This window comes from Streptacidiphilus alkalitolerans (genome assembly GCF_042511045.1).
Classification (GTDB): domain Bacteria; phylum Actinomycetota; class Actinomycetes; order Streptomycetales; family Streptomycetaceae; genus Streptacidiphilus; species Streptacidiphilus alkalitolerans.
The window spans coordinates 206,982-224,481 of the sequence record NZ_JBHEZX010000004.1; the positions used below are offsets into that span (position 1 = coordinate 206,982).

Here is a 17,500-nt window from a genome sequence, read left to right on the forward strand (position 1 = left end):
TCCACACCCTGTGGCCGGAAGGAGACCTCGCCTGGCTCCGGCTGCGGCCCGCGTCCCAGCAGCCCGACTGGGGCTCGGCCCGGCACGACCACGTGCTGGACGAACTCCGCTGCCGGACCCCGCTGGTCCGCGCGGAGGACGTGCTCGCGCTGCGGCTGCTGCTGGCCCGGGTCGCCCTGGGCGACGCCGTGGTGATGCAGATAGGCGACTGCGCCGAGAACCCGGCCGACGCCACCGCCGGCGAGGTGGCCCGCAAGGCCGCCGTGCTGGAGGAGCTGGCCGACGTCATGGAACTCGCCGCCGACCGCCCGGTGCTCCGGGTCGGCCGGATCGCCGGGCAGTTCGCCAAGCCGCGCTCGCAGCCCACCGAGTGGGTCGGCGGTCTCGAACTGCCGGTCTACCGGGGGCACATGGTGAACAGTCCGGAGCCCGACCCGGAGGCCCGCCGGGCCGACCCGGAGCGGATGCTGGCCGGACACCGCGCCGCGCGCGAGGTGCTGCACCACCTCGGCTGGGGCGACTCGGCCGAACGGCTGCTCACCGACCCGCAGGTGTGGACCAGCCACGAGGCGCTGCTGCTGGACTACGAACTCCCGCAGGTCCGGCGGGACGAGCACGGCCGGGCGCTGCTCAGCTCCACCCACTGGCCCTGGATCGGCGAGCGCACCCGCCGGGTGGACGGCGCGCATGTCGCGCTGCTCGCCGCGGTGGCCAACCCGGTCGCCTGCAAGGTCGGCCCCACCATGACCGTCGACGACCTGCTGGAGCTGTGCGCCCGGCTCGACCCGGGCCGCGAGCCCGGGCGGCTCACCCTGATCTCCCGGATGGGCCTCGGGGCGGTCGCCTCGCGGCTGCCCCGGCTGGTGGCGGCGGTCAAGGCGGCCGGCCACCCGGTCATCTGGCTCTGCGACCCCATGCACGGCAACACCGTCCCGGGCCCGGGCGGCCTCAAGACCCGGTACCTGCAGACCCTGACCGGGGAGGTGCGGGCCTTCCGGGAGGCCGTGGCCCTGGCCGGCGGCGTCGCCGGGGGCCTGCACCTGGAGACCACCCCGGACGACGTCACCGAATGCGTCGCCGACGCGTCCCAGGTCCACCGGGTCGGCGAGAGGTACCGGAGTTTCTGCGACCCGAGGCTCAACCCGGACCAGGCAGCGGAGCTCGTCTCCGTCTGGCGCGGATGATGCGGAGGTAGGGATATGGAAAACAAAGTGGCCCTGGTCACCGGGGCGGCCGGCGGTATCGGCGAGGCCGTGGTGCGGGTGCTGGCCGAGCGCGGCGCGATCGTGGCGGCGCTGGACCGGGACGAACTGCGGCTGAACGACGTGGTCGACCGGATGAAGGCGGAGGGCCTCACGGTCCGGGCCTTCGCGGTCGACGTCACCTCCAGCAACGAGGTGGAGGCGGTGGTGGCACAGGTCGAGGAGGATCTCGGCCCACTGGACTACCTGGTCAACGCGGCCGGGGTGCTCCGGCTCTCGGAGGCCACCGTGCTGACCGACGCGGACTGGGCGCTCACCTTCGCGGTGAACACCACCGGGGTCTTCTTCGTCTCCCGGGCCGTGGTCAACCGGATGGTCACCCGCTGCCGGGGCGCGGTGGTCACCGTCGCCTCCAACGCCGCGGGCACCGCCCGGGTGGAGATGTCCGCCTACGCCGCGTCCAAGGCCGCGGCCACCATGTTCACCAAGTGCCTGGGCCTGGAGGTGGCCAGGTACGGCATCCGCTGCAACCTGGTCGCCCCCGGCTCCACCGACACGCCGATGCTGGCCGCGATGTTCCAGCCCGGCGGCCCGGGGCCGGCCGCCTCGATCCGCGGCAACGCGGACGCGTACCGGGTCGGCATCCCGCTGGGGCGGCTGGCCGCCCCGAGGAACGTCGCCGACGCGGTGGTCTTCCTGCTCTCCGACCAGGCGGCCCACATCACCATGCACGACCTGACCGTCGACGGCGGCGCCGCACTCGGCGTCTGACCGACCCCTCTCCTGGAGGACCACAGTGGGTCTCCCACCGATAGCGCCCTACCCGATGCCGGGACCGGCCGACCTGCCCGCCAACACGGCGTGCTGGACGGTCGACCCGGCCCGGGCGGTGCTGCTCGTCCACGATATGCAGCGCTACTTCCTGGCGCCGTTCCCGGCGGGTTCGGCGCTGCGCCGGAGCCTGCTCGACAACCTGGTCCGGCTCCGCGCGCACTGCGCGGAGCTGGGCGTCCCGGTCGCGTACACCGCGCAGCCGGGCGGTATGACGGAGGACCAGCGCGGACTGCTCCGGGACTTCTGGGGCCCGGGGATGACCACCTCCGCCGAGGACCGGAGGATCGTCGGCGAACTGGCCCCCGGCCCGGGGGACTGGACCTTCACCAAGTGGCGCTACAGCGCCTTCGCCCGCACCGACCTGCGCGAACGGATGCGCGCCGCGGGCCGGGACCAGCTGCTGATCGGCGGGGTCTACGCCCACGTCGGGGTCCTGATGACCGCCTGCGACGCGTTCACCCAGGACATCCAGCCGTTCCTGCTCGCGGACGCGGTCGCCGACTTCACGCCGGACGACCACCGGATGGCGCTGGAGTACGCGGCCCGGCGCTGCGCCTCGGTCACCACGACCGGGCAGGTGCTGGCCGCGCTCGCCGGAGCGGGGGTAGCGGCGTGATCACCCCGGACCCGCTGGACCCGCTGGACCGTGTGCTCGGGCCGCAGCCGCCCGCGTACGCGCTGCTGCACCGGCCCGAGGCGAACGGGCCAGGTCTGGTGGACCTGCTGGTGGGCGAGGTGTCCACGGCGGACACCCTGGCCGAACTGCCGGTCCCGGACCGGCCGTCCGGCGCCGGGCCGCACGAACTGCTGGTGCTGGTCCCGTACCGGCAGATCGCCGAACGCGGCTTCACCGCGCCGGACGACGGGGAGCCGCTGCTGGTGATGAGCGTCTCCGGACAGCGGCTGCTGCCGCTCGCCGAGCTGCTGGCCCGGCTGCCGCAGGGGCCGCCGGACATCGGGGCCGGGGCCTTCGACACCGACGACGAGACCTACGCCGGACTGGTCCGACGGATCGTCAGCGAGGAGATCGGCCGGGGCGAGGGCGCCAACTTCGTGCTCAGGCGCTCCTTCGTGGCCGAGCTGACCGGCAGTCCGCTGCGCAGCGCGCTGGCGCTCTACCGCAGGCTGCTGACCGCGGAGTCGGGCGCGTACTGGACCTTCCTGGTGCACACCGGGGACCGGATCCTGGTCGGCGCCTCGCCCGAGCGGCACCTCAGCCTGGCCGGCGGGACCGCGGTGATGAACCCGATCAGCGGCACCTACTGCTACCCGCCCGAGGGCCCGACCCTCGGCGGGGTGCTGGACTTCCTGGCCGACCGCAAGGAGGTCGGCGAGCTCTACATGGTCGTCGACGAGGAACTCAAGATGATGGCCAGGATCTGCGAGGGCGGCGGCCGGGCCTCGGGGCCCTTCCTCAAGGAGATGGGCCGGGTCGCCCACACCGAGTACTTCATCGAGGGGAGGACCGAACGCGACGTCAGGGAGATCCTCAGGGAGACCCTGTTCGCCCCGACGGTGACCGGCAGCCCGCTGGAGAGCGCCTGCCGGGTCATCGCCCGCCACGAACCGGCCGGCCGCGGCTACTACGGCGGGGTCGCCGCGCTGATCGGCCGGGACGCCCTCGGCGGGCGGCGGCTGGACTCGGCCATCCTGATCCGCACCGCCGACTTCCACGGCGGAGCGGTCCGGATCGGAGTCGGGGCCACCCTGGTCCGCGACTCCGACCCGTGGGCCGAGGCCGCCGAGACCCGGGCCAAGGCGGCCGGGCTGCTGGACCCGCCCGCGGGGCCGCCCGCCCCGCGCTTCGCGGAGCACCCCCGGGTCCGGGCCGCGCTGGCCGCCCGCAACCGGGGGATCTCCGACTACTGGCTGGCGCGCCGGCGCCCGCTGCCGACGGCAACGGCGGCGGCGTCGGAACTGGCCGGACGCCGGGTGCTGGTGGTGGACGCCGAGGACACCTTCACCGCCATGATGGCCGACCAACTCACGTCCCTCGGACTCGATGTGACGGTGCGTCGGTTCGACGAGCCGTACTCGGTGCAGGAGTTCGACCTGGTGGTGCTGGGCCCCGGGCCCGGCGATCCCCGGGAGTGCTCCTCGCCGAAGGTGTCCCGGCTGCGGGAGACCATGCGCACCCTGCTCGACCAGGGACGTCCGTTCCTGGCCATCTGCCTGAGCCATCAGGTGCTCGCCTCCATGCTCGGCCTCGACCTGGTCCGCCGGGACGTCCCGATGCAGGGGGCGCAGCGCGAGATCGACCTCTTCGGCCGGACCGAGCGGGTCGGCTTCTACAACACCTTCGCCGCCCGCAGCGACCGGGACCGGGTCCGTTCGGACCGCTACGGCCCGGTCGAGGTGAGCCGCGACCCGGTCGACGGAGAGGTGCACGCCCTGCGCGGACGCGGCTTCGCGTCCATGCAGTTCCACGCCGAATCGGTACTCACCGTGGACGGCGTCCGCATTGTCAGCGCACTCATCACGGAGGTGTGGGAATCATGCATGTTGTTGTCTGCTGGTGGGATCTGAGCGAGTCGGCGCAGAGCATCGAGTCGCTCCGGGTCTTCCTGCGCGAGGAGGGCATCGAGCCGTTCACCCGGTACCAGGGGCTGCGGCTGAAGAGCTGGATCTCCGATCCGTTCGCCAACCGCTGGGGCGCGGTCTTCCTGTGGGAGTCCGTCGAGGACGCACAGGCCCCGATGCCGCCCCGGGCCACCGAGCTGATCGGCTACCCGCCCACCCACAGCTATGCCTTCGACGTGGAAGCGAACGTCGAGGGAATCCACAGCGGCGCCGACCTGACCCAGCTGGGCCTGGTCTTCGCCGGCGTCCCAGCGAACTGACCACCCGCCATCCGGCTCCAGTGAAACAGGAGAGCTCCGTGTCCCTATTCAGCAGAAAAGTCGCCCTGATCGCCGGGGCCGGAGACGGCCTGGGCCGGGCCGCCGCACTGGCGTTCAGCCGCAACGGCGCGACCGTGGTCCTGGCCGGCCCGCCCAGTGAGGATCTGGAGGGCACCGTCAAACTCCTGCACGACGAGGGGGGCGAGGGCTGCTACGTCCTCGCCGACATCACCGACCCCGACTCCGACGCCGCGGCCCGGATGGTGGACGCGGCGGTGCGCCGCTACGGGACCATCGACATCGCCTTCAACAACGCCACCGTCACCTTCCCGCCCACCTCGGTCGCCGACATCTGCGAGACCGACTGGACCCGCACCCTCGCGGCCAACCTGACCGGGGTGTGGATGGCGATGAAGCACGAGATCGCGCACATGGAACGGCACGGCGGCGGCGTCATCGTCAACACCGCCTGCAACCTGGCCAGCAACGGGCTGCTGCCCGGCCTCGGCGCGTACGCCGCGTCCAAGGCCGCGCTGGCCACGCTGACCCGTACCGCCGCGGGCGAGTACGCGGCCAGGGGGATCAGGATCAACGCCATCAGCCCCGGCCCCGGCCATGAGCCGGGGGAGGCGGCGCCGGAGCACCCCTCCTTCCCGCAGGGCAAGAGCGCGACGCCGGAGGAGGTGGCCGAGACCGTGGTCTGGCTGTGCTCCGACGACTCCGGCTTCCTGATCGGCCACGACCTGGTCCTGGACAGAAAGGCGGCAACGCTGTGAAGACAATCGTCGCGGGCGGCGGCATCGGCGGCCTGGCCGCCGCCCTCGCCGTGGCCGGCCACGGTCACACCGTGACCGTGCTCGAACGGCAGGGCGGGTTCGCCGAGTTGGGCGCGGGCATCCAGCTCGGGCCGAACGCGTTCCACGCCCTGGACCGGCTCGGCGTCGGCGACCGGGTCAGGTCCGCCGCCGTGCACATCAACGAACTGCGGTTCATGGACGGCACCACCGGCGCCCGGGTCACCTCGTTGCCGCTGACCGGCCGCTACCGGGAGCGCTTCGGCAACCCCTACGCGGTGGTCAGCCGCGGCGACCTGTACGCGGCGCTGCTGACCGCCTGCCGCGCCGAGCCCGGTGTGGAACTGATCGGCAGTCAGGATGTCATGACGTACCGTCAGACCCCCTACGGGGTCACCGCGGTGACCTGGGACGGCGAGCGCTTCGCCGGCGACCTGCTGGTCGGCGCGGACGGCATCCGCTCGGCGGTGCGGGCCAAACTGATCGGCGACGGTGAGCCGCGGGTGTCCGGGCACACCATCTACCGCACCATCGTGCCGATGGCCCGGGTGCCCGAGGAACTGCGCAGCAACGCGGTCACCCTCTGGGCCGGGCCGCGCTGGCACTTCGTCCACTACCCGATCGGCAGCGGGCGCTTCCTCAACCTGGCGGCCACCCGGGACGACGGCGCCACCACGGCGGTGGCCGGGCTGCCGGTGCCGCGCAGCCAGGTCCTGGCGCAGTTCCCGCAGCCGGGCGAGGTCGCCAGACGGCTGCTGGAACTGGGCCGGGAGTGGCGGACCTGGGTGCTCTGCGACCGCGACCCGGTGCCAGACTGGACCGACGGCCGGGTGGCCCTGCTGGGTGACGCGGCGCACCCGATGCTGCAGTACGCGGCCCAGGGCGCCTGCATGGCACTGGAGGACGCGGTGGTGCTGGGCGAGCAACTGGCGGGCGGTGACCCGGAGTCGGTGGTCCAGCGGCTGGAGAAGTACAACGCGGTCCGGCGTGAGCGGACGGCGCGTGCGGTGCTGGTCGCCCGGGCGATGGGCGAGCGGCTCTACCACCCGGCGGGGGCGGCGGCGGTGGCGCGGAACGCGTTGCTGTCGGGCCTGTCCGTCGACGAGTTGCAGGACGAGGTGGCATGGCTGCACGGGACGCGGGTCTGAGCCGGATCGACACACACGTCAGGGGCTCGGGGAGATGATCCCCGAGCCCCTGACGTGTGTGTCGTGTGTTCAGCCGAACTGCGAAGCCACCCGCAGCAGGATGTCATTGGCCTCCGGCTCGCCCACGGTGACCCGTACGCCCACGCCGGGGAAGGTCCGGACGGCCACACCGGCGTCCGCGCAGGCCGCGCCGAAGGCCGCGGCGCGTTCGCCCAGGCCCAGCCAGCAGAAGTTGGCCTGGGTCTCGGGCACCGTCAGGCCCGCGTCGCGGAGGCCGGTGAGCACCCGGTCGCGCTCCTTGACCACCTGGTCGACCCGGGCGAACAGCTCCCGCTCGGCGGCCGGCTCCAGCGAGGCCACGGCGGCGGCCTGGGCCACCCCGGTCACCCCGAACGACAGCGCCTGCGCCCGCAGGGTGTCCGCCACGGCGGTGTGCGCCACGGCGTAGCCGACCCGGAGGTTGGCCAGGCCGTAGGCCTTGGAGAAGGTGCGCAGCACCAGCACATTGGGGCGGTCGCGGTAGAGCGAGAGCCCGTCCGGCACCTCCTCGTCCCGGACGAACTCGCGGTATGCCTCGTCCAGCACCACCAGGACCCGCGCGGGCACCGCGTCCAGGAAGCGTTCCAGCTCGGCCCGGCGGACCACGGTGCCGGTGGGGTTGTTGGGGTTGCAGACGATGGCGACCCGGGTGCGCGGGGTGATCGCGGCGGCCATCGCCGCCAGGTCGTGGGTCGCGTCCTGGTCCAGCGGGACGGTCACCGCGTCGGCGCCGGCCATCGCGGTGAGATCCGGATAGGCCTCGAACGAGGGCCAGGCGTAGAGGACTTCGTCCCCCCGGCCGGCCCGGGCCCGCAGCAGCTGCTGGGTGACCCCGACCGAGCCGATGCCGGGGACGACGTGCTCGACCGGCACGCCGTGCCGGGCCGCGATCCTGGCGGCGAGGGTCTCGGAGCAGCGCTCCGGGTAGCGGTTGAGCAGGCCCGCCTCCTCCCGTGCGGTCGCCAGGACCGACGGCAGCGGCGGGAAGGGGACCTCATTGGCGGAGAGCCGGTACATGACGGATCAGGGTCCTTTCGTGGGTGGACGGCTAGGCCGCCGCGGCGGCGGGGGCGGTGACCTCGGCCGGGTCCTCCTCCGCCTCCGCCGCGACCGCGGGGGTGCGTACCGCGCAGAGCACCAGCGCGGTGGCGACGGCCGAGCCGCAGGCCAGCACCGGCCAGACGCCGTGGCCGAGTTGGACGAAGAGCCAGCCGCCGATCATCGGTCCGAGCGCGCTGCCGAGGCCGAAGACGAACTGGAAGCTGCCCAGATAGCGGCTCTTCAGCTGCGCGGGCGCGACGATCGCCGGGTAGGCGAAGATGCTGGGGCCGCCGATGATCTCGCCGAGCGACCAGATCAGCGTGCCGGCGATGATGACGGCGGGTCCGATCGGCAGCCCGTAGCAGGCCACACCGAGCCCCAGCAGGGCGAAGGCCAGGCCGATGGACAGCTTGAACGGCCAGGTCTGGGTGACCTTGGTGACCAGCAGCTCGAAGACGATCACCACCAGGCCGTTGAGCGAGACCGCGACCGTGTACCAGACGATCCTCAGCCCGGAGTGGGCCACGTCCAGCGGCAGGGTCGACAGGTACTGGGCGTAGACGGCGGTGTGCACCAGCGCGGCCACCAGGTAGAGCACAAAGCGCCGGTCGCGCAGGACGGCGAGGTAGCCGTGCCGGTTCACATCCGGCTCTGAAGGTGCGGCCGCCACCGCCGGGCGGGAGGCCCGGGCCGGCAGCGCCCGCCAGGACAGCAGGGCGAAGGCCAGGGCCACCGCGGCCTCGCCCCAGAACAGCAGGGCGTAGCTCTGCCGGCCGAGGTCGTAGAGGGCGAAGCCGACCAGCGGCGCGGCGGTGGCGCCCAGGTTCAGGCCGAAGCGGTACATCGCGAAGACCATCACCTGGCGGTCCTCGGGCGTCAGTTCGGACAGCAGGGTGGCCGACGCGGGCCGGAACATCTGCCCGCTGAGCCCCGCCAGCGCGGCGACCGCCAGCAGCAGCGGATAGTCGTGCAGGTACAGCAGTGAGGCGGTCAGCACCGCGGCGCCGCTCATGCTGACCACGGTGGTGTTCCTGGCCCCGAGCCGGTCCACCAGCGCCCCGCCGATCAGCACCCCGACCACCGCGCCGAGCCCGTACGCGCCGAGGCCCAGCGAGGCGCGGGCCACCGAGTAGCCCAGCGAGGTCAGGTAGAGCACCAGGAAGATGGTGAGGAAGCCGCCCAGGCGGTTGATGAAGACCCCGGCCAGCAGCGCCTTCACCGCGGCCGGTGACTCCCGGAAGGTGGATCCGACGCTCGCGCGGGCCTCGGCGGCGTCCGCGCTCTGCCGCGCGGCCATGTCATGCCTCCCCGCCGGTCGCGGGCGAGACGTGCAGGGTGATCGCCGCGCGCACCCGCTGCTCGACCGCGTCGAGCTCGGCCGCGGTGGGCGCGTCGATCAGGAAGGAGAGCACCCGGTCCTCCGAGCTCCGCAGCGGGCCGAGTTCGGTGCCGATCGGCTTGAGCACCATCACCGAGCGCAGCGCTGCGGGCTCGTCGGCGGCACCGGGCAGCACCTCCGGCCAGACCTCGCCCTCCTCGGCCCAGACCGGCTCCACCCCGGGCCAGTCGACGGTCACCCCGTCGAAGATCCCGGCGTCGTGCTCCAGGTAGACCTGGCGGCCGATCCGCCGGGCGGCGGGGTAGCCCGCCGGCTCGCGTAGCGCGATCCGGACCACCTCGGGCTCCAACGGCCGTCCGTGGGTCAGGTGGTAGAGGGCTGATATGCCGTCACCGGCCGGGCGGGCGGCGACCTCCATCAGGAACGGGCGGCCCTCGGCGTCGATCCGCCACTCGGCGTGGGCGATGCCGTCCCTGAAGTCCAGGCCGCGCAGGGCCTCCGCGTTGGCGGCGAGCAGGGTGGCGGTGACCTCGGTCCTGTCGTTGGGGATGGTGTGTGCGAGTTCGACGAAGCTGCAGGTGTGCGAGTCATTGGTGTCCTTGCGGGTGGCCGAGGAGAAGACCACCTCGCCGTCCTGGAGCAGGCTCTCCACCGAGAACTCCTGGCCGACGACCTTCGCCTCCACCAGCACGGTCTCGTAGTCCGGGTAGGTCTCCAGCTGGCGGCGCAGGGCCTGCTGGTCCTCGACCATGGCCACCCCGGAGCTGGAGTGCCGGCCCACCGGCTTGACCACGGCCGGGAAGGTGACCTGGTCCAGCGCGACGGTGTGCCGCTGACCGGCCGGCAGCACCAGCGAGGCCGGGCTGAACTGCGGCAGGTACCAGCGCTGCAGCGCCTTGTCCCGGCAGGCCCGGGAGGCCCGCAGCCCGGGGCCGGCCAGCCCGAGCGCGTCCGCCAGCAGGCCGGTCGGCTCGACCATGGTCTCGCCGACCGCGAAGGCGCCGACGATGTCGTACCGCTGCCGCCAGCCGCTCGCGGCGGCCACGGCGCCGGCCACGAAGGAGCCCTCGTGTCCCACCGCCCCGTCCACGAAGGCGACCTCGGCGATGACCGAGGCCGGGTGCTCCGGGTCCTTCAGTGCGGCCTGGGCCTGCTCCCGCCAGGTCTCCCCGGTGATCAGCAGGATGGTCAGGCCGCGCTCGCTGAGCTCGCGCAGATACTGGGGGAAGCGACCGACCACGAGGAAGGAGCCGGTCAGGATGAATGCTCTGGCAGGGTCGGCGGAGAGGGCGGTGTCGTTCATCGTGCTGGCTCCTTCGGTACATCCTTCGGGTACATGGGGTGCAGACGTGAGCGGGCCGCTCCGTGGTGGGTGAACGGAGCGGCCCGCGCTGTGCTGGATGGCGCTGTGCGCTCAGTCGAAGTTGAGGGAACCGGTCCTGGTGCGCTTCAGTTCGAAGAAGTCCGGGTAGCCGGCCAGCAGCCGGACCCCCTCGAAGACCTTCAGGGCCTCCTCTCCGCGCGGGATCGAGTTGAGCACCGGGCCGAAGAAGGCCACCCCGTCGATGTGGATGGTGGGCGTGCCCACGTCCTCGCCGACCGGGTCCATCCCCTGGTGGTGGCTTCGGCGCACGGCCTCGTCGTACGAGGTGTCCGCCGCGGCCCCGGCCAGCTCGGCCGGGAGGCCGACCTCGGCCAGCGCCTCCCGGACGACCAGGTCGAAGTCCTTCTCCTTCTTCTTGTGGATCCGGTTGCCCAGCGCGGTGTAGAGGTCCCGCAGCACCTCGGGTCCGTGCTGCTCGGCCGCGGCGATGGCGACCCGGACCGGGCCGATCGACTTGTTGACCAACTCGCGGTACCAGTCCGGGAGTTCGCGGTTCTCATTGAGCACGTACAGGCTCATCACCCGGAACCGCAGGTCGAGCGGACGCTGCTGCTCGACCTCCAGGATCCAGCGGGAGGTGATCCAGGCGAACGGGCAGGCCGGGTCGAAGTAGAAGTCGACGGTGGGACGCCGGTCGGCGGTGGGCTCGGTGATCGACATGGTTCTCAGCTTTCCTTGCTTTCCTTCGGGCAGGGCACCGCGGCGACGTACTTGGGGTTGGCCGCGGCCACGTACGCGGGCAGGTTGGCGTACTTCTCACGGAGCAACCGCTTGAGCACCTTTCCGGTCACGCCGACCGGGAAGTCCTCGTGCGAGTGCGCGATGTCCAGGATCGCCAGGACCGGCTGGCCGGCCTTGGTGAGCGCGTCGTTCGCCTGGTCGAGCAGTTTCTGCGCCTCGACGACGCTACCCTCCGCCACTGTCACCACGGCGACGGCGACGGACTGGTCGCCGTACTTGCCGGCGATCACCGCGACGTCGTCGACCTCGGTGAGGTCGTGCAGCAGGGCCTCCTCCATGAACACCGAGTAGCCGGTGCCGGTGGGGGACTCGATGCAGTCCACCGCGCGGTCGACCAGGAAGTGGTCGCCGTTGGCGTCCCGGTAGGCCATGTCGCCGGTCAGCCAGAAGCCGGAGAGCATCGAGCGGTAGGTGATGTCGGAGCCGTTCCAGTAGCCGGGGGTGATCGCCGGGCCCTGGGCGCCGAGCAGGCCGACCTCGTTGACGTTGGCGATCGAGCCGTCCTTGCGCAGCACCACCACGTCGGCCACGCCGACCGGCTTGCCGGCGTTGCGGTCGTTGCGCTCGGAGTCGATGGTGCGGATCTTGAGCAGCACGCCCCAGCCCAGCTCGGTGGTGCCGAGCCGGTCGTAGAAGGCGGCGGCGGGCAGGTCCGGGCTGCGGCGGCCGAGCACCTTCCTGATGTGCGCCTGGTGCACCGCGTCGCCGATGGAGATCCAGACGTTGACCGAGTCCAGCACCCCGGGGGCCAGGTCCAGCGCGGCCAGCTCGGAGTAGGCGTGGGCGAAGGACATCACCTGGGTGGGCTTGAACTCGGCCACCGCCTCGGCCAGTTCCTCGCCCGGCCGGTCGAACCCGGCCACCAGCGGGGTGCCGCCGAGCACCGCGTACGTGGTGTACGCCACGCAGCCGAGGTGCGACTGCGGCAGCGAGGTCATCATCACCGCGCCGGGCTGCTCCTTGTGGTCGATCAGGCGGAACAGCGGGCCGGCCACGATCGAGCGGTGGGTGTGGATGGTCGGCTTCGGGATGCCGGTGGTGCCGGAGGAGTGCAGGATCGCGACCGGGTCGACCGGGGCGTGGCGGAAGCGGGAGACCTCCGGCAGCGGGGCGCCCTCGGGAGCGGGCAGCTCCTCGGCGACCTGGGTCCAGGTCATCCCCTTGATCTGCATGACGTCGGGGAGCATGGCCAGCCGGTCCTGGCTGACGAACAGGCCGACCGGGTTGGTCTGCTCCATCAGCGAGGTGGCGATCTCGGCCGAGGCGTTGCTGTTGATCAGCACCGCGATGGCGCCGATCTGGGCCAGCGCGTAGAAGTGCACGTGGTAGGCGAAGGAGTCGTCCAGGAACACCGCGACCCGGTCGCGCGGGCCGACGCCCTTGCCCACGTACCAGACCGCCCAGCTCTGGGCCAGCCAGTCGAGGTCGAGCAGGCTCCACGAGCTCTGCTCCTCGCCCTCGGTGTTGGTCATCGGCTTGAGTGTGTGGATGAACGGCAGGTGCGGGTTGGGGTTGGCGGCGATGGCGGACTTCAGCAGGTTGCCGCCGCCCACGCGCGGGTCCTGGGCGAGCCGGGCGCGCTGTCCGAGGGTCAGGACGGTCTCGTGCGAGAAGACGGAGACGGAGACGTCAGTCATCGGTGTTTCCTCCAGTGGGGACGTGAGCAGTGGACGTGGACTCGCGCACGGTGAACAGCTGGGCGCAGTGAGCGGTGTAGCGGTCGAGCTCGCTGCCGAGGTATCCGCGCAGCCGCTGCTGCGCCTCGGCGAAACCCGCCCCGTCGTCGTTCCTGACGAGTTCGGAGAGGGTGCGCAGCCCGTCGGCGAGTGCCGTGCGGGCCTGGCCGGCCTGCGGGTTGGCCCACTGGATGTCCCAGTACACCTCCGGGTTGCCGGAGGAGATCCGCGCCAACAGTGCCAGCATGGTGGTGAACGGCGGAGGGGCCACCGAAGCGAGTTCGACTATGTCAATCCCGAGCGCCGGCAGGGCCAGGCCGAGGGCCAGCACCGCGGCGTGGGGCAGCGCCTGGGTGGCCGCCGCGAGGCTGTCGTGGGCCTCCGCGGCGACCGGCACCACCCGTCCGCCCCAGCGCCCGACCAGGGCGAGCAACTGCCGGGAGCGCGCACCTGAGTTGAGACCCACGGCGGCGACCGGACGGCCCTCGAAGCCCAGCGCGGGCGCGAACATCGGGTTGAGGCCCACCAGTTCGCGGGTCGGCGCGGCGGCGCGGACGGCCTCGACCAGCGGGCCCTTGACCGACAGGGTGTCCACCAGCAGCGTCCGCGGACCGAGCAGTTCGCAGAGCTTGCCGGCCGACTCGTAGGCGATCAGCTCCGGGACGGCCAGCACCACCGCGTCGGCGCGGGCCAGTTCGTGGGCCAGCCGCTCGTCCACCGCGCCCAGGTCGCCCTGCAGGTAGCGGATGCCGGGGCAGGTTCCGGGCGGCGCGGCCGGGGCCAGGTCGACCACGGTGACCTCGGCGCCCGAGCCGCACAACCGCTCGGCGAAGAGCCGGCCCACCGCGCCCGCGCCACCGACCACGGTGAACCGCGCGCCGACCGGGAACCCGTCCGGGAGCGCTTCGGCCGCGCTCACAGCCCGGCCCCGGCGAGTTGGGCCGAGGTCTCGGCCACCGCGGTCACCACGGACCGGGACTTGACCACGGTCTCCTCGAACTCGCCGGCCGCGTCCGAGAGCGCGATGATCGCGCCGCCGACGCCGAAGCTGACGCCCTCCTCGGTGGCGACCAGGGTCCGGATGACGATGTTCAGGTCGGCCGCCCCGCTCAGCGAGAACCAGCCGATCGATCCGGAGTAGACCCCGCGCGGGCCCTCCTCGAGCCGGTCGATGATCTCCATGGTGCGGAGCTTCGGCGCGCCGGTCATCGAGCCGCCGGGGAAGGACGCCCGGACCGCGCTGACCGCCGATTCCTCCGACCGCAGCGTGCCGCGGATGGTGGAGACCAGCTGGTGCACCGGGGCGTAGGTCTCCACCGCGAACAGCTTGGGCACGTGCACCGAGCCGACCTCGCAGACCGTGTTGAGGTCGTTCCGCAGCAGGTCGACGATCATCAGGTTCTCGGCGTGGTCCTTCTCGTTGTCGAGCAGGTCGAGCCGCAGCGCCTCGTCCTCGGCCGGGTTCGCGCCGCGCGGGCGGGTGCCCTTGATCGGCTTGGACTCGGCCACCCGGTCGGTACCGATGGTCAGGAACCGCTCGGGGGAGGCGCTGAGCACCGCGACGCCGGGGAAGTCCAGCAGCGCCCCGTACGGCACCGGGCTGATCCGGCGCAGGTGGGTGTAGGTGCGCAGCGGGTCGATCCGGGTGTGCAGGTGCACCGTGTTGGTCAGGCAGATCTCGTAGGACTCGCCGTTGGAGATCTCGGTCAGGCAGTCCGCGATCCGGTCCAGGTAGGCGCTGCGGTCGTGCCGCAGCTCGGCGATCCCGGCTACGGCCGGGTCGGTCATCCCGATCCCGGCGAACTCGGCCGGCTCGCTGTCGGTGTCCGCGCCCGGGAGCGAACGCAGCAGCTGGGCGGTGCGGTCCAGCCAGAGCTCCGCGGCCTCCGCGGCCTCCGCGGCCGAACTGTCGGATCCGGCGCTGAGCGCCAGCAGGTAGCAGGCGCCGTCCTGGTGGTCGAGGGCGACCAGGCGGTCGACGAAGAGCATCGCGGCGTCCGGGGTCTCCGCCCGGTAGGCGGCCCGGCCGCCGGTGTCGGCCTTCAACTCGTAGCCGAGGTAGCCGATGTAGCCGAGGTTGAAGTCGAACGGGAGCCCGGCCGGGGTGGGTACCTGACGGACCCTCAACTGGTCGGCGAGGTAGTCGAAGAAGGGCTGCTCGACCCGCTCCCTGCGGCCGTCGGCGTACTCGACGTCGACGGCGCCGTCGGCGACCCGGTAGGTCAGGTACTCGGCCAGCGGGCCGCTGCCGTCGCCCATGAAGGTGAACCGGGAGAGCCCGTCGATCACCGCGCTGCTGTCCAGCCAGAAGCCGTGCGCGGACTCGGCGAAGAGCTCGCGGTAGGCCGACTCGGCGTCGGGGCGCAGCGGCAGCCTGCGGCTGTGCACCCGGTAGTCGGGCCCGGCCGCGGCGCTGCCGGCGGCGACGGCGGCGGGAGCCGGGGCGGCGGCGTGGGCCAGCGCCAGGTCGCGAAAGTTGGCGAGCAGCTCGCGCCCGTACTCGCTGCTGATCGACTCGGGGTGGAACTGCACCCCCCAGATCGGCAGGGTGCGGTGCCGCAGGCCCATCAGGATGCCGTCCGCGGTCCAGGCCAGCGGCTCCAGCACCTCCGGCAGCTCCTGCACGGCCAGCGAGTGGTAGCGGACCACGTCGTAGGGGGAGGGCAGCCCGGCGAAGACGTCCTCGCCGGTGTGGTGCACCGCCGAGATCCGTCCGTGCACCGGCTCGGGGGCGTGGGCGACCACGCCGCCGAACAGGTGGGCGATGCCCTGGTGGCCCAGGCAGACCCCGAGCACCGGCAGGCCGCTGGTCAGGATGGCCTGCGCGCTGATCCCGAAGTCCCGCTCCCGGTCCGGGCTTCCGGGCCCGGGGGAGATGACGATGCCGTCGAAGGCGGACAGGTCGACGTCGGCCCAGTCGGCCCCGTTCTTGACGACGACCGGCGGGGTCCCGTTCACCTCGCCCAGCAGTTGGTAGAGGTTGTAGGTGAAGGAGTCGTAGTTGTCGATCAGTAGCGTACGCATGTCAGGCTCGCTTTCCGTGGCTCACGTGGAGGGTGGCTCGGCACGGGGGGTGTCGGTACGGGGGACGGCGGGGGAGCCGTCGATCACCAGGTCCTCGACCCGGCAGGTCTCCGCGATGACGAGGTCGTAGAGACGCCGCAGGAACTCCGCGCTGAGTCCGTGCTCCTCGGCGTAGCGGGCCGCGCGCCGCTGGACGACGCCGATCCGGTGGGGCTGCATCATCGGCACCCCGTGCGTGCGCTTGACCAGAGCGATCTCCACGCAGCAGGCGATGCGGAGGCGGAGCGCGTCCAGCAGGGAGACGTCGATGCGGTCGAGCTCGGACCGCAGTGCCTCGAGCTCGTCCGGGGCAACGGCCGTCAGGCTCCGGGCCGTCCGGCTCTCGGGCGTCCGGCTCTCGGGCGTGGGGGTATGGGCTGCCACAGCCGCCCTGTTCATCATGGGCCGTCCTCTCGCCTGCGCCGGGGCACAACGCGCTGGTGGGGTCTGGACGGAACGTCGCCCCGGCAACCCGGCGCCGTTCCGTGCCAACGACTCTGCCGTCGGCGGAAGGGCGGCGGAAAGCGCGGCGACGGTTCGGGTCGGCGCATTGCGGTAAGGCGCGGGGTCGGCCGGACACGCCGAACGACCCGGTCCGCGGGGGACCGGGTCGTTCGAAGTGAGGTCGGATCAGCTGCGGGCTGCGGGTTCGGATCAGCTGTGCGGGCGGGCCCGGAAGAAGCGGGGCCGACGGACGCCGCGCTCGGGCGAGCCGTCGGACAGCGCGGTGCGGGCGGTGAACTGGCGGGAGCGCAGGTGCTCGAGCTTCTGGTCGACAGATGCGCGGGCAACTTCGGAGTGCAGCGAGGTGTACATGGCTCGGTCCTTCCGGTTCGGCGTGTCTGCCAACAAGTATGAGTGTATAGTCACCTCTCATGACAGTCAAGATTAGTGACTATCCGGATGCCGATCCCGACTACGACCTGGGGGTGCTCATCTCCCGCCTCAACCGCGACTTCGAGCGTGAACTCTGGCGCACTCTCACCGCGCGCGGCTTCACCGACATCGGCCCGCGCCACGGCTCGGTGCTGGCGCACCTCCGGCCCGAGGGCGTGCGGGCCAGCGACCTCGCCCGGCTGTCCGGCCAGCACAAGCAGGTCATCGGCACGATCGTGGACGAGCTGGAGGCCCTCGGCTACGCCTTCCGCCGCCCCGATCCGAGCGACCGCCGGGCCAAACTCGTCGTCCCCACCGAGCGCGGCCAGGCCGAACTCGCCACCGCCCACGAGGTCATCGCCGTCTTCGAACAGCGGCAGGCCGAGGTCCTCGGCCCGGCCCGTTACCTCCAGTTCCGCGAGGCCCTGCGCGACCTCGCCCAAGCGTCGGTCCTCTCTTGACGATGGCTTGATAACGTTGCTGCCGGTGTGCCGGGAAGTCTGGTCGGCGCGGGGGATGGTCT

The 17,500-nt window shown here is 72.3% G+C and carries 16 protein-coding genes and 1 pseudogene; 8 read left to right on the top strand and 9 right to left on the bottom strand.

Features of this window, described 5'->3' with window-relative positions; genetic code table 11:
- Window positions 1-8 precede the first annotated feature (8 nt).
- The 7 genes from ACEZDG_RS10465 to ACEZDG_RS10495 are packed head-to-tail and all read left to right on the top strand — an operon-like array spanning window position 9 to window position 6,818.
- A complete protein-coding gene (locus tag ACEZDG_RS10465; RefSeq protein ID WP_380506899.1) occupies window positions 9-1,184 on the top strand; it encodes a 3-deoxy-7-phosphoheptulonate synthase in 1,176 nt (391 codons plus the stop codon).
- Window positions 1,185-1,199: 15 nt separating this feature from the next.
- A complete protein-coding gene (locus tag ACEZDG_RS10470; protein WP_380505978.1) occupies window positions 1,200-1,973 on the top strand; it encodes a 2,3-dihydro-2,3-dihydroxybenzoate dehydrogenase in 774 nt (257 codons plus the stop codon).
- 55 nt (window positions 1,974-2,028) lie between these two features.
- Window positions 2,029-2,652: an isochorismatase family protein gene (locus tag ACEZDG_RS10475; protein ID WP_380506902.1), complete on the top strand. Its 624-nt coding sequence runs from the start codon at window positions 2,029-2,031 to the stop codon at window positions 2,650-2,652.
- Window positions 2,652-4,562 (top strand): anthranilate synthase family protein, encoded by a 1,911-nt coding sequence (locus ACEZDG_RS10480; RefSeq protein WP_380506905.1) that lies wholly within the window; start codon window positions 2,652-2,654, stop codon window positions 4,560-4,562. Before ACEZDG_RS10475 ends, ACEZDG_RS10480 begins: the two co-directional genes overlap by 1 nt.
- The gene (locus ACEZDG_RS10485) at window positions 4,532-4,876 is read left to right on the top strand and encodes a hypothetical protein (protein WP_380505981.1); all 345 of its coding nucleotides are present in this window, start codon (window positions 4,532-4,534) and stop codon (window positions 4,874-4,876) included. Before ACEZDG_RS10480 ends, ACEZDG_RS10485 begins: the two co-directional genes overlap by 31 nt.
- Before the next feature lie 38 nt (window positions 4,877-4,914).
- Window positions 4,915-5,652 carry an SDR family oxidoreductase gene (locus ACEZDG_RS10490; protein ID WP_380505984.1) on the top strand — a complete coding sequence of 246 codons (738 nt, stop codon included), beginning with the start codon at window positions 4,915-4,917 and terminating at the stop codon, window positions 5,650-5,652.
- A complete protein-coding gene (locus ACEZDG_RS10495) occupies window positions 5,649-6,818 on the top strand; it encodes an FAD-dependent monooxygenase (protein WP_380505987.1) in 1,170 nt (389 codons plus the stop codon). The genes ACEZDG_RS10490 and ACEZDG_RS10495 overlap by 4 nt, the downstream gene beginning before the upstream one ends.
- Before the next feature lie 69 nt (window positions 6,819-6,887).
- On the opposite strand, the pseudogene ACEZDG_RS10500 reads toward ACEZDG_RS10495, so the two are convergent.
- From ACEZDG_RS10500 to ACEZDG_RS10540, 9 genes and pseudogenes are all read right to left on the bottom strand, one after another.
- Window positions 6,888-7,877, bottom strand: a pseudogene (locus ACEZDG_RS10500) (histidinol-phosphate transaminase); the annotation flags it as partial.
- 28 nt (window positions 7,878-7,905) lie between these two features.
- Window positions 7,906-9,195 carry an MFS transporter gene (locus ACEZDG_RS10505; protein WP_380505990.1) on the bottom strand — a complete coding sequence of 430 codons (1,290 nt, stop codon included), beginning with the start codon at window positions 9,193-9,195 and terminating at the stop codon, window positions 7,906-7,908.
- Window position 9,196: 1 nt separating this feature from the next.
- Window positions 9,197-10,540, bottom strand: a complete 1,344-nt coding sequence (locus ACEZDG_RS10510) for an ATP-grasp domain-containing protein (protein ID WP_380505993.1) — start codon at window positions 10,538-10,540, stop codon at window positions 9,197-9,199.
- Between the two features lie 111 nt (window positions 10,541-10,651).
- The gene (locus ACEZDG_RS10515) at window positions 10,652-11,281 is read right to left on the bottom strand and encodes a mycothiol-dependent nitroreductase Rv2466c family protein (protein WP_380505995.1); all 630 of its coding nucleotides are present in this window, start codon (window positions 11,279-11,281) and stop codon (window positions 10,652-10,654) included.
- Window positions 11,282-11,286: 5 nt separating this feature from the next.
- Complete coding sequence (locus tag ACEZDG_RS10520) at window positions 11,287-12,999, bottom strand: class I adenylate-forming enzyme family protein (protein WP_380505998.1); 1,713 nt, start codon at window positions 12,997-12,999, stop codon at window positions 11,287-11,289.
- Window positions 12,992-13,957 carry a prephenate dehydrogenase/arogenate dehydrogenase family protein gene (locus ACEZDG_RS10525; RefSeq protein ID WP_380506001.1) on the bottom strand — a complete coding sequence of 322 codons (966 nt, stop codon included), beginning with the start codon at window positions 13,955-13,957 and terminating at the stop codon, window positions 12,992-12,994. Before ACEZDG_RS10525 ends, ACEZDG_RS10520 begins: the two co-directional genes overlap by 8 nt.
- Window positions 13,954-16,062 carry an aminodeoxychorismate synthase component I gene (gene pabB / locus ACEZDG_RS10530; protein WP_380506004.1) on the bottom strand — a complete coding sequence of 703 codons (2,109 nt, stop codon included), beginning with the start codon at window positions 16,060-16,062 and terminating at the stop codon, window positions 13,954-13,956. The genes ACEZDG_RS10525 and pabB overlap by 4 nt, the downstream gene beginning before the upstream one ends.
- 21 nt (window positions 16,063-16,083) lie before the next feature.
- Window positions 16,084-16,485, bottom strand: coding sequence for a chorismate mutase family protein (locus ACEZDG_RS10535; RefSeq protein ID WP_380506007.1), 402 nt, complete (start codon window positions 16,483-16,485; stop codon window positions 16,084-16,086).
- A 270-nt stretch (window positions 16,486-16,755) separates the two neighbouring features.
- Complete coding sequence (locus tag ACEZDG_RS10540) at window positions 16,756-16,917, bottom strand: hypothetical protein (RefSeq protein WP_380506010.1); 162 nt, start codon at window positions 16,915-16,917, stop codon at window positions 16,756-16,758.
- A 59-nt stretch (window positions 16,918-16,976) separates the two neighbouring features.
- Here ACEZDG_RS10540 and ACEZDG_RS10545 point away from each other — a divergent pair, with 59 nt between their 5' ends.
- Window positions 16,977-17,438: a MarR family winged helix-turn-helix transcriptional regulator gene (locus tag ACEZDG_RS10545; RefSeq protein WP_380506012.1), complete on the top strand. Its 462-nt coding sequence runs from the start codon at window positions 16,977-16,979 to the stop codon at window positions 17,436-17,438.
- Window positions 17,439-17,500 lie beyond the last annotated feature (62 nt).

What these genes read in the sequence shown, in the direction of transcription:
- ACEZDG_RS10520 (WP_380505998.1), bottom strand. Translation starts at nt 12,999, where the DNA reads ATGACTGACGTCTCCGTCTCCGTCTTCTCGCACGAGACCGTCCTGACC.
- ACEZDG_RS10470 (WP_380505978.1), top strand. Translation starts at nt 1,200, where the DNA reads ATGGAAAACAAAGTGGCCCTGGTCACCGGGGCGGCCGGCGGTATCGGC.
- ACEZDG_RS10545 (WP_380506012.1), top strand. Translation starts at nt 16,977, where the DNA reads ATGACAGTCAAGATTAGTGACTATCCGGATGCCGATCCCGACTACGAC.
- ACEZDG_RS10485 (WP_380505981.1), top strand. Translation starts at nt 4,532, where the DNA reads ATGCATGTTGTTGTCTGCTGGTGGGATCTGAGCGAGTCGGCGCAGAGC.
- pabB (WP_380506004.1), bottom strand. Translation starts at nt 16,062, where the DNA reads ATGCGTACGCTACTGATCGACAACTACGACTCCTTCACCTACAACCTC.
- ACEZDG_RS10505 (WP_380505990.1), bottom strand. Translation starts at nt 9,195, where the DNA reads ATGGCCGCGCGGCAGAGCGCGGACGCCGCCGAGGCCCGCGCGAGCGTC.
- ACEZDG_RS10510 (WP_380505993.1), bottom strand. Translation starts at nt 10,540, where the DNA reads ATGAACGACACCGCCCTCTCCGCCGACCCTGCCAGAGCATTCATCCTG.
- ACEZDG_RS10475 (WP_380506902.1), top strand. Translation starts at nt 2,029, where the DNA reads ATGCCGGGACCGGCCGACCTGCCCGCCAACACGGCGTGCTGGACGGTC.
- ACEZDG_RS10515 (WP_380505995.1), bottom strand. Translation starts at nt 11,281, where the DNA reads ATGTCGATCACCGAGCCCACCGCCGACCGGCGTCCCACCGTCGACTTC.
- ACEZDG_RS10540 (WP_380506010.1), bottom strand. Translation starts at nt 16,917, where the DNA reads ATGTACACCTCGCTGCACTCCGAAGTTGCCCGCGCATCTGTCGACCAG.